The organism is Catellatospora sp. NPDC049609, from assembly GCF_040675365.1.
GTDB lineage: Bacteria > Actinomycetota > Actinomycetes > Mycobacteriales > Micromonosporaceae > Catellatospora.
The window spans coordinates 1-10,767 of sequence record NZ_JBFAOU010000231.1 but is presented as its reverse complement, the minus strand read 5'-3'; the positions used below and the strand labels follow the sequence as shown (position 1 = coordinate 10,767).

Genomic DNA, 10,767 nt, shown 5'->3' with positions numbered 1-10,767 from the left:
GTCGCGCTGGTGCGGGCCGCCGAGCGGGCGTTCGCGCCCCGCGCCGCCCAGGCCGGGGTCCGGCTGCGCGTCGAGGTGCCCGAGCAGGAGGTCTGGACGCACACCGACCCGGTCCGGCTGCGCCAGATCGTCGACGGCCTGGTCGAGAACGCGCTGCGGGTGGTGCCCGCGGGCCGCCCGCTCGTGATCGCGGTGCACCCCCTGCCCGAGCGCACCGCGGTCGAGGTCCGCGACGGCGGGCCCGGCCTGACCGACGACGACCTCGGCGTGGCGTTTCAGCGCGGCGCACTGCACCAGCGCTACCAGGGCGTACGGCAGACCGGCAGCGGGCTGGGCCTGGCCCTGGCGGCCGGGCTGGCGCGCCGCCTCGGCGGCACCATCGAGGCCGGCCACGCCGCCGAGGGCGGCGCCCGGTTCACGGTTTACCTGCCGCGAACATCGGCCTGACCCGGGCCAGGCGGGGTGGGGGCAGGCTGAGCCGCATGAAGAGACTCAGCCTCACCGTCGCCCTCGGCCTGGCCACGCTGCTCGGCCTCACCGCCTGCGGCCCCGCGGACGTGCCCGCGGCCGCCACCGAACTGGTCGCCTCGGTCGAGGCCGAGGCGCTCGCCGCGATGGGCGTGGAGCCCGCCGACCTGGTGCCCGCCGAGGCGGCGCTCGCCGTCACCGCCTCCCCGTCGCCGAAGGCGGACGACCCGGCCGGCGAGCGGCTGCGGAACTGGCGCAAGCGGCACGCGCTCCGGGTGGCGCTGCGCCGCGGCACGCTGCACGGCGAGGCCGTCGTGGAGACCAAGCAGGGCCAGGTCACCGTGCTGGTGCAGCGCGGCACCGTCACCGCCGTGGACGCCGACTCGATCACCGTGAAGTCCGCCGACGGCTTCACCCTCACCTGGGCGTACGCCGAGAAGCTGCGGGTGGTGGAGAAGCGCGCCACGATCCAGCCCACCGAGCTGAAGGCCGGCGCCACGGTGGCCCTGGCCGGGCCGAAGCAGGGCGACCAGCCCACCGCCCGGCTGATCGTCATCCCCCTCGCCAAGTGACCCCCACCCCAGGGGTAAGGAAGGGCACCTTCTTCACCATATGCGTTAAGAAGGTGCCCTTCCTTTCTGTCAAGGGGCGCTGACCTCGCCGAATGTGCATGCCCCCATCACATTGGCTAGACTCAGCGGGTTCCAGCCAGCTCCAGCAGCGGAGAGCCCCGTGAAGCTATCGATTCTCATGCCGGTCTACAACGAAGAGGCCCGGCTTGGTGAAGCGCTCAAGCAGGCGCTGGCGGTCGACTACCCGTGCGAGACCGAGCTGGTCGTGGTCAACGACGGCAGCGCGGACGGCACCGCCGACATCCTCAACAGCTGCGACGACCCCCGCCTGCAGGCCTTCCACCACGCGAAGAACGCCGGCAAGGGCGCGGCCATCCGCACCGCCGTCGAGTCCGCGACCGGCGACTACATGGTCATCCTCGACGCCGACCTGGAATACGACCCCAAGGACATCCCGAAGCTGCTCGAGCCCGTGCTCGACGGCCGGGCCAAGGTCGTCTACGGCAACCGCAGCTTCGGCGGGCACGCGGCGTTCTCGTTCTGGTACGTGATGGGCAACAAGGGCGTCACCCTGTTCGCCAACATCCTGTTCAACTCGTACATCGGCGACCTGGAGACCTGCTTCAAGCTCATGCCGCTGGAGCTCTACCGCTCGCTGAACATCAAGTCCAAGGGCTTCGGCATGGAGGCCGAGGCCACGGGCAAGCTGCTGCGCCGCAAGATCCGCCCGTACGAGGTGCCGATCAGCTACACCGCGCGCACCCGCGAGGAGGGCAAGAAAATCACCGCGATGGACGGGATCGAGGCCCTGCTCATCCTCACCCGCGAGCGGTTCCGCCCGATCCCCAAGCAGGTCCCCGCGGCCTAACCGGCCACCAGCAGCACCTTGCCCACGTGGTCGCCGGCCCCGACGACCGCCTGGGCCGCGGCGGCCTCGGCCAGCGGGAACGTGCAGTCGACCACCGGCCGGACCGCCCCCGCCGCCAGCAGCGGCCAGACGTCCTGCCGGACGCCCGCCACGACCGCGGCCTTCTCCTCCGCCGGGCGCGACCGCAGCGCCGTGGCCGCGATGCTCGCCCGCTTGGCCAGCAGCGCGCCCAGGTTCAGCTCGGCCTTGGTGCCGCCCTGCATGCCGATCACCACGAGCCTGCCGCCGGGCGCCAGCGCCCGCACGTTCCGATCCAGGTACGACGCGCCCATGATGTCCAGGATCACGTCGGCGCCCACGTCCGTGAAGTCGTCGACGGTGTAGTCCAGGCACACGTCCGCGCCCAGCTCGCGCAGCCGCTCATGCTTGACCGCCCGCGCCGTGGTCACCACCCGCGCCCCCAGCGCCTTGGCGTACTGGATCGCGAACGTGCCGATCCCGCTGCCGCCGCCGTGGATCAGCACCGTCTCACCCGCCCGCAGGCCCGCCACCATCGTCAGGTTGGACCAGACGGTGCACGCCACCTCCGGCAGCCCGCCCGCGGTGACCAGGTCGATCCCGGCCGGCACCGGCAGCACGTGCGCGGCGGGCACCGCCACCAGCTCCGCGTACCCGCCGCCGCCCAGCAGGGCGCACACCTCGTCACCGGCCTGCCAGCCGCCCGCGGGGTGCACGACGGTGCCGGAGCACTCCAGGCCGGGATACTCCGGGGCGCCCGGCGGGGGCGGGTAGAAGCCCGCCACCTGGAGCAGGTCGGCCCGGTTGACCGCGGACGCGGCCGTCCGGATCAGCACCTCATCGGGCCCCGGCACCGGGTCCGGCACCTCTGACCAGGAAAGCTCACCCTTCGCGGGGATCGTGATCGCACGCACCCGACCATCTTCCCCCGGCACCGGAACGGGCACGCGCGCGGCACGTCTGGCACACTGGTCGTCGGCAATGCGCCGGGAGGGTTCGCCTAGTGGCCGATGGCGGTGGTCTTGAAAACCACTAAGGGCAGCGATGTTCTTCAAGGGTTCGAATCCCTTACCCTCCGCCGCAGATCCAGCGAAAACGCAGCCAGGGGCTGGTAGGAAGCGATCTTCCTGCCGGCCCCTGGTTCGTGCGGATGTACCGCTGTGCGCGGCTCTGGCCGAGGTTCCACGGCCGGCCGTGGGCTGCCCACCGTGCCTCTCTCCGTCGCCTCCGGACATCTGCGGGGCGGACGTGTGGGCGAACTCCAACAACGAGCCCTGTGGGTGCGGAGCCGATACCAGAGCCGCATTCGCGTAGCAGTTCGCCACTGATCCGCAGCGATGGACAAACAGGGGGCGATTTGGTCGTTTTGCGTAACTTGACCATCACTGGCCGTTACTGTCCCTGTTGGGCTCTTGATGACTCTTCGGGAGCTGACTCACCTTTCGGCATGACGGTGCCTTGACGACGGGCCCGTCCCTTGTGCCGACCGCCGGAAAGTAGGTCGTACATTGCTGAAACGCCTGTCCAGGAACCAACGGCGAAGTTGGGTCGCGGCGGTATCGGCGCTGAGCGCCTCTGTTGCCGTCATGCTCACTGGAGCCCTGGTCATGAACATTCCACCGGCCTGGGCGCAAGTCCCCCCGGTGGGTCTCGGGACCGCGACCTCCTTCGCAGTGTTGGCGGGTGCGACGGTCACCAACGTCCCCGCCGTCGGCACGATCGTCTCTGGCGACCTCGGTGTCCACCCTGGCACCGATGTCACGGGATTCCCCCCCGGCGTGGTGATCAATGGTGTCATCCACTCGGCTGACGCGGTCGCCCTGGCCGCCAAGAACGACCTGACAACCGCGTACAACGACGCGGCGGGCCGCACGCCGGACGCCGAGGTGGCAGTCGAACTGGGCGGGTTGACCTTCGTCGAGGGCGTGTACTTCAACGAGACCTTGGGACTGACCGGCACGGTCACCCTGGACGGGCAGGGCAATCCCAACGCGGTGTTCATCTTCCAGACCGATGCGACGCTGATCACCGCGTCAAACAGCACCGTCGCGCTGATCAACGGCGCCCAGGCCTGCAACGTGTTCTGGCAGGTGGGCAGCTCGGCGACCCTGGGCACCAACACCAACTTCGTCGGAACCATCATGGCCCTGGCGTCGATCACGGTGCAGACCGGAACCAACGTCGAGGGACGGGTACTGGCCCAAACGGGCCAGGTCAGCCTCGATGACAACCGGATCACGAGGCCGGAGTGTGCGCTCCCGCCGACCGGGACGCCGACGGCATCGCCGACCGCGACGCCGACGGCATCGCCCACAGCGTCTCCGACTGCGTCGCCCACGGCGTCGCCCACGGCCTCTCCGACGGCGTCTCCGACGGCCTCGCCGACCGCGTCGCCGACCGCGTCGCCCACGGCCTCGCCGACCGCGTCGCCCACGGCCTCGCCGACCGTGTCTCCGACGGCGTCTCCGACGGCAAGCCCCACCGCGAGACCGACCGGTAAGCCGAGGCCGACGAAAACGTCCCGACCGAAGCCGACACCGTCACGGTCCAGGTACGGCCCGCCGTGTGAAGGCCCTCGCTGCTGAGCGACGGTAAACCTGACCGATCGGTCCCCTGCGGCGAACCCGCCGCAGGGGACCATCGTCTTTCGTGAACAGGCAGGCGCCGGACCGGCGCGCGGACCAGCATAGGCCTCAGGAGACGGCACGCGACGTTTCGCTGCTGAAGGACGGTGGCCGGCAATGGTGCTCAGGCGCGGGCACTCCAGCGCAGCAGGCACGAGCCCATCGCCATGCCGCCACCGAACCCGGCCAACAGCACGAGGTCCCCCGGCTGCAGGGCACCGGACCGGTTCGCCTGGTCCAGGGTCACCGCGACCGACGCGCTGCCCGCGTTGCCGTACCTCTCCAGCGTGCGGTGCACGGTGGCGTTGCCGATCCCGATCTCGTTCACCAGCTTGGTGAGCAGCCGGCCGTTGGGCTGGTGGGGCACGAAGTGCTGGATCTCGTCGAGGCCGACGCCGAGGCGGTCGGCCAGCGCGGTGATCGCCGGTGGCACCGCCGCCATGACGTACTCGCTGACGGCCCGTCCCTCCATGCGGAAGTAGTGCTCGCCCGCCTCGATCGTCTCGGCGCTGGCCGGCCGGCGGCTGCCGCCCGCCTCGACCCGGATCAGCGAGCTCAGCTCACCGCGGCTGGCCAGGTCGAAGCCGACGAAGCCGGTCCCCGCGGGGACCGGCCCGACCACGGCGGCACCCGCCCCGTCGCCGAACAGGACCGCGGTGCGCCGGTCCGTGGGGTCGAGGATCCGGGAGTAGATGTCGGCGCCGATGACCAGCGCGTGCTTGCCCGGCTGCTGCGTGGTGAGGCTCTCGGCCAGGGCCAGCCCGTACACGAAGCCGCTGCAGACGACGTTGATGTCGAAGCTCACTGCGCGGGACGCGCCGATTTCGCGCTGGACGTGGTGGCTGGTCGGCGGCTGCGGGCTGTCCCCGGTGGAGGTGGACAGGATGATGTAGTCGATCTGGTCGGCGGAGATCCCGGCCTGCTCCAGCGCCGCGCCGGCCGCCTGCACGGCCAGGTCGGAGGTCGCCTCGTGCGGTGCGGCGTAGCGGCGGGTGAGGATCTCGGTGCGCTCGGCGATCCACTCCGGGGTGACGCCCGCCCGTTCCGCGATGTCCTCATTGGTGACTTCGTGTTTGGGCAGGTACGAGCCGGTGGCGAGAATGCCTGTCGGGGTGGCCACTGTCGAGCACCTTTCTGACTGCGGGGTGGGGCGCGTTCGTCGGGTCCTCCCGGCCGACGGCCGCACTGATCCGGCCCTGACTTTGTACACGGTGGACGGTGCGCCATGGGGTGGCGGGATCGCACGCGAGCACGGTCGACGCCGGGTCGCCGTGGATCGAGCCAGAGCCGTGCAGACGAGTGTGCGCGAAGACGCTGCTCACAGCGAGTCGTCCGGCGCGCTGTCCCGCATTGCGGAACGGCGTCCTCCAGATGTGCGGCACCGGTAGTCAGGAGGTCACCCTGTGGCGCGGACGAGGCGGCCGGAGCGCGGACGAGAAGTGCCCCGGCCGCTCTCGGCCGGGGCACCTGCCTCACCTGGAAAACCGGGCTCCGTCCCGCGGCGCGGTCCGGGACTCCGGCGATCGGCCGGTGAGCCTTACATTGAGGGGGTGCGGCCCTCGGACCCAGGATGTTCGAGGGCCGCACCCTTGGCGCCGGATCAGGCCGCGGCCAGCCGGCACGCCACGTCCGCCGTCACCGGCGGCACGCTCAGCAGGCTGAGCTCCAGGGAGCACAGCGTGTACGAGATGTCGCCCAGGGTGCAGGCGAGCGAGTACTCGACCCCGCCGTAACCGGCGGCGGCCAGGGCCGTGGTGCAGTCGGCCGGCGTGGCGTGGGCCGGGGTCGCCGCGATCGCGGAAGCCCCGGCGAATGCCACGACCGCCGCCCCGATGACCGCGATCCGCTTGGCGATGCCGCTACGATTGCGCATCGTCACACCTCCATAACTAGGAGTGATAGGTACCAGGGAACCTATCGACGAGCGCGGATCAGCGGAAGTGGGAACCACCCCTTCGATGGCGAGTGAATACCTGCTCGGTGCCGGTGGGCACGACTCATCCCGTTCATCTTTTGTGGACGGACGCCGTGGCCACGAGCGAAGGGATGCGGGGTGACCTGGCGCGCGAGTCGAAGTCTCAACCCGGAACGCGGGTCAGCGCAGGCAGCAGCCGGAGCAGACCTTGGGCTGCGGCAGCGTGAACGCCAGGCAGCAGGTGCGCCGGTGCACGGTGGGCCGGCCGGTCTCGTCCATGCCGATGTCCACCAGGTCGGCCAGGTCGAGCGCGTCGAGCAGGGTGCCGGCGGTATCGGCGGCCGAGCCGTGCAGGGCGTGCGCGCTGCGCAGCACCGCGTACGCGATGCCGGAGGCGACGGAGCCGAGCAGGGTGCGCCGGCCGACCTTGACGTCGCGGCGGATGCGCTCGGACAGCGGGTCGAGGTGGGCGTCCAGCAGGCTGGTGCGCAGCGTCTTGAGCAGCAGCGTCTCGTCCGGCACGACGGTGATGCCGGGGACGTTCACGTGCGCCAGCGGGTCGTCGGGCAGCACCGCCACGTGCGGGCGGCGCAGGCCGACCTGGACCAGTGCGGCGCCCGGGCCGCCGCCGAAGCGCACCGAGACGCGGTCGGCGTCGACGAGCGGGACGCGGCGGGCCACCGCCCAGCTGAGCACCGCCGGCATGGCGAGCCAGTAGGTGTAGGACTTCCAGGCCAGCGTCGCGGCGGCGTGCGGCGCGGCTCCCCAGCGCTGCACGGCGGTGTCGAGCAGCGCGGGCAGGGCCGATCCGTCGAGCAGCGCGCCGGCCGGGGTCCAGCCCGCGGTGTCGGCGAGCACGAGCGGGTCGGCGAGGCCGTGCACCGCGTTGAACCCATTGCGACGGCGCACCGCACCGAGCGTGACGTTGAGGGGGCGCAGGGCGTCGGTCAGGAGCAGAGGCGTCAACGTACGCACCCGTCCCTCACCGATCCCTTCCAGCACAGACCCACGTCATCAAGGGTAGGCGCTCACTGTACACCGATAAGGCTAGGCTAACCAGACCAGGTCAGTTTACGCCAGTTCGCTCACCGTGTGTCACGTCTGCGATAGTTGCTGGCGCTGCCGCACCGCCTGGCCGCTTGGCAGCTTGTCAAGGCATATGTCAGCTAATCAGCAGTTCCCATTGGTTGGTGCTTCGGCCGCGAAGAATGAGGATTCACGACGATCGGAGGAGGGGGCGAGGTGTGGCATGACCGAGCGGAGCGGGATCGGGTCATGAGCGTTTCGCCGGTGGAGCGTGCCGTCGAGGCCTTCGCCACCGAGCTCGGCCGGTGGCGCATCGACCGCGGCATGACGAAGAAGCAGCTCGCGAGCAGGATGGGCTTCGATCCCTCATACATCAGCCACATCGAGGGCCGAAGACATCGGCCCACCGAGGACTTCGCCCGCCGCGCCGAGGCCGTGCTCAACGCCGGCGGCGCCATCTGGCGCCGCTTCCAGGAGTACGAGGAGGCCCGCCAGGCCCGCGGTCCGGCCACCCTGCTCACGCGGGAGCCCGCCGTGCCGGCCCAGTGGCTGCCCCCGGGCACCGGACTCGTCGTGGAGCTGGAGGAAGCCCAGCTCACCTACGTCGACGGCGACTACCAGGTCATCGTGCGCCGGGCGCTCTACAACGCCGGCAACGAGCCGGTCACGCGCTACCTCATCCGGGTCGCCGTGGACCGCTACCCGGGCCAGCCGCAGCGCTCCAACGACCACCACCGGACCCACCCGCTGTCGCTGGACGAGCTCGGGCTGGTGGCGTTCTGCGGCGAGCCGGGCGCGGCCGAGCCGATGGTGTGGCGGGCCAAGCAGGACCGGGACGCCTTCAAGGAGATCTGGCTGCTGTTCGAGAACGCCGACGGCCGGTTCCCGCTCTACCCCGGCGAGCGGACCACGGTGGAGTATCGCTACCGCGTCGCCGAGCTGAAGTGGGGCACCTGGTTCGAGCGCGCGGTGCGGCTGCCCACCCGGCGGCTGGTGGTGCAGATGCGCTTCCCGTCGTACCTCGACCCGCAGGTGTGGGGCGTGGAGACGTCCATGGCCGCGGAGGAGGCCCCGCTGCGTACGCCCATCGTGCGCGAGCTGGAGGCCGATCAGGCGGTGTTCACCTGGCGCACGGAGGACCCGTCGCTGAACGCGCGCTTCCAGCTGCAGTGGCGCTTCCGGGCGGTCACCTCGGCCCCGCCCGTGCCCGCGCACTGACACAGACGAGGCCCGCCGCAGGGCGGGCCTCGTTCCTTCGGCGCCGTCCGCTCAGTGCTCGCTGAACGCGTCGTACCGGACGCGCGTCTGGGGCACCTTGAGCTGGGTCAGCGCCCGCAGCGTGGAGCGGACCATGTTCGGCGAGCCGGAGACGAAGAAGTCGTGCTCCATCCACGGGCCGAAGCGCGACAGCGCGTCGGTCACCGAGCCCTCCTCGCCGCCCCAGCCCGGATCGTCGCTGCACACCGGCACGATGGACAGCCACGGGTAGGCCGCCGCCAGCTCCTGCAGCGAACCGAGGTCGTAGAGGTCGTCGCGGTCGCGGGCGCCGAAGAAGACGTGCACCCAGCGGGTGCGGTTGAACGTGGTCAGGTCCTCCAGCAGCGCCTTGATCGGGGACAGCCCGGTGCCGCCGGCGACGAAGACGATGTCGCGGGTGGACCGCCGGTCCAGCACCATGCTGCCCATCGGCGCGGCCAGCCGCAGCAGGTCGCCCGCCTGCACCCGGCGCACCAGCGCACCGGAGACCCAGCCGGCGCCCAGCGCCCGCACGTGCAGGTCCATGGTGTTGTCCGTGCGCGGCGCGTTCGCCACCGAGTAGGTGCGCCACACACGCGGGTGGAACTTCGGCACCTCGACCGACAGGTACTGCCCGGCCCGGTACTCCAGCTGCTGGAACGGGCGCACGGTGAGCACCGCGATGTCCCGCGAGCGCCGCTCGTGCGCCACGACCTCGGCATGCCACCAGGCCGGGTTGCTGTCGGCGGTGGCGCCGGCCAGCATCTTGCGGGCGATCACGTCGTACGCGTCGCGCCAAGCCTGCTCGTACTCCGGCCCCCACTCGGGCCCGGCGAACGTCCGGATCGCCTCCAGCAGCGCGGCGCCGATCACCTCGTAGTGCTCGGGCACCACCTGGAACTTGCGGTGGTCGCGGCCGAGCGAGCGCAGGTACTCGTCGAACCGGTCCGGGTCGTCGACGGACTGCACCGCGGACACGATCGCGCCCAGCAGGCGGGCCCGCTGCACGTCCATGGTCACCGGAAACATGTCGCGGATGCCCGGGTTGTTGAGGAAGATCCGCGCGTAGAAGTAGCCGGCCACCTTGTCCTGCTGCTCCTCGACAAGGGTCCAGCTCTCTTTCAACAGCCGCTGAAGGTCACTCACGTTCGTAACGATGTCAACGCTGCGCGTTCGCCCGTCGCACAGACTGTGCGACCCTGTTGTGTCATGGCTGCTGAAGAGCTCGTCCGGGGGATCACCACCCCCTCCCGCCCGGTGCTGCGCAACGAGGTCTGGTTGCTGCTCGGCGTCTCGCTCGGCCACTCCGCGGTGCTGTCGGTGCTGTCGCTGACGGAGAAGCTGACCCGGCCCGGCCCGCTGAACCAGCAGGCGGCCGAGCTCAACACCGCGGTCACCCCCGACCGCCCGTGGCTGGACCTCGCGATCCAGCTCACCCGCATCTTCTTCGCGCTGGTCCCGGCGCTGTTCGCGGTGCACCTGCTCAACCGGGGGCCGGGCTGGGACGGCCGGTTCGGCGCGCGCGGCCTGCTCGGACTCGACGGCACCCGGCGCGGCTTCGACCTCGGCGCGGGGGCGCTGCTTGCCGCCGCGATCGGCATCCCCGGGCTGGCCCTCTACGTCGGCGCGCGCGAGCTGGGACTCAACGCCACGGTCGTCGCCGAGGGGCTGGGCGAGGTGTGGTGGGCGCTGCCGGTGCTGCTGCTGGCCGCGGTGCAGAACGCGGTGCTGGAGGAGGTGGTCGTGGTCGGGTACCTGATGACCCGGCTGCGCCAGCTGTCCTGGCAGGTGCCCGCGGTGATCGCCGCCAGCGCCCTGCTGCGCGGCTCGTACCACCTCTACCAGGGCTTCGGCGCGTTCGTGGGCAACGCGGTGATGGGCGTGGTGTTCGCGCTGTTCTTCCTGCGCTACCGGCGCACCGGGCCGCTGATCGTCGCGCACGCCCTGCTCGACATCGTCGCCTTCATCGGGTACGCGCTGCTCGCGAAGCATCTCGACTGGCTGTGAGACGCCGGAGGGGGCGGGACCGACCGGTCCCGC

The 10,767-nt window shown here is 71.1% G+C and carries 10 protein-coding genes, 1 tRNA gene and 1 pseudogene; 7 read left to right on the top strand and 5 right to left on the bottom strand.

Annotated elements, in window-relative coordinates:
• From AB0J67_RS36100 to AB0J67_RS36090, 3 genes are all read left to right on the top strand, one after another.
• Window positions 1–447: ATP-binding protein (locus AB0J67_RS36100; RefSeq protein WP_363489433.1), on the top strand; the 447-nt coding region annotated here is incomplete at its 5' end.
• Window positions 448–482: 35 nt separating this feature from the next.
• Window positions 483–1,040: a hypothetical protein gene (locus AB0J67_RS36095; protein WP_363489431.1), complete on the top strand. Its 558-nt coding sequence runs from the start codon at window positions 483–485 to the stop codon at window positions 1,038–1,040.
• 160 nt (window positions 1,041–1,200) lie between these two features.
• Window positions 1,201–1,908: a glycosyltransferase family 2 protein gene (locus tag AB0J67_RS36090; RefSeq protein WP_363489429.1), complete on the top strand. Its 708-nt coding sequence runs from the start codon at window positions 1,201–1,203 to the stop codon at window positions 1,906–1,908.
• On the opposite strand, the gene AB0J67_RS36085 is transcribed toward AB0J67_RS36090, so the two are convergent.
• Window positions 1,905–2,840: an NAD(P)H-quinone oxidoreductase gene (locus AB0J67_RS36085; RefSeq protein ID WP_363489427.1), complete on the bottom strand. Its 936-nt coding sequence runs from the start codon at window positions 2,838–2,840 to the stop codon at window positions 1,905–1,907. The genes AB0J67_RS36090 and AB0J67_RS36085 overlap by 4 nt on opposite strands.
• Before the next feature lie 75 nt (window positions 2,841–2,915).
• Here AB0J67_RS36085 and AB0J67_RS36080 point away from each other — a divergent pair.
• Window positions 2,916–3,004: transfer RNA gene (locus AB0J67_RS36080), tRNA-Ser, on the top strand.
• A gap of 529 nt (window positions 3,005–3,533) precedes the next feature.
• Entirely contained in the window at window positions 3,534–4,511 is a 978-nt protein-coding gene (locus tag AB0J67_RS36075) for an ice-binding family protein (protein ID WP_363489425.1), read from the top strand.
• Window positions 4,512–4,674: 163 nt separating this feature from the next.
• Here AB0J67_RS36075 and AB0J67_RS36070 read toward each other — a convergent pair whose 3' ends face one another.
• The 3 genes from AB0J67_RS36070 to AB0J67_RS36060 all read right to left on the bottom strand — a co-directional run bounded on the left by AB0J67_RS36070 (window position 4,675) and on the right by AB0J67_RS36060 (window position 7,431).
• Complete coding sequence (locus tag AB0J67_RS36070) at window positions 4,675–5,670, bottom strand: ketoacyl-ACP synthase III (protein ID WP_363489423.1); 996 nt, start codon at window positions 5,668–5,670, stop codon at window positions 4,675–4,677.
• 480 nt (window positions 5,671–6,150) lie between these two features.
• Window positions 6,151–6,423 carry a hypothetical protein gene (locus AB0J67_RS36065; RefSeq protein WP_363489422.1) on the bottom strand — a complete coding sequence of 91 codons (273 nt, stop codon included), beginning with the start codon at window positions 6,421–6,423 and terminating at the stop codon, window positions 6,151–6,153.
• A gap of 222 nt (window positions 6,424–6,645) precedes the next feature.
• Window positions 6,646–7,431: a (2Fe-2S)-binding protein gene (locus AB0J67_RS36060; RefSeq protein ID WP_363489420.1), complete on the bottom strand. Its 786-nt coding sequence runs from the start codon at window positions 7,429–7,431 to the stop codon at window positions 6,646–6,648.
• Between the two features lie 309 nt (window positions 7,432–7,740).
• Between AB0J67_RS36060 and AB0J67_RS36055 the strand changes: the two are divergent.
• Window positions 7,741–8,676: pseudogene (locus AB0J67_RS36055) on the top strand (helix-turn-helix transcriptional regulator); the annotation flags it as partial.
• An 84-nt stretch (window positions 8,677–8,760) separates the two neighbouring features.
• On the opposite strand, the gene AB0J67_RS36050 reads toward AB0J67_RS36055, so the two are convergent.
• On the bottom strand, window positions 8,761–9,873 hold the full coding sequence (locus tag AB0J67_RS36050; RefSeq protein ID WP_363489418.1) for a globin domain-containing protein: 1,113 nt from the start codon (window positions 9,871–9,873) through the stop codon (window positions 8,761–8,763).
• A gap of 63 nt (window positions 9,874–9,936) precedes the next feature.
• Between AB0J67_RS36050 and AB0J67_RS36045 the strand changes: the two genes are divergently transcribed.
• Window positions 9,937–10,734 carry a CPBP family intramembrane glutamic endopeptidase gene (locus tag AB0J67_RS36045; protein WP_363489416.1) on the top strand — a complete coding sequence of 266 codons (798 nt, stop codon included), beginning with the start codon at window positions 9,937–9,939 and terminating at the stop codon, window positions 10,732–10,734.
• The last annotated feature ends 33 nt before the right edge of the window (window positions 10,735–10,767 follow it).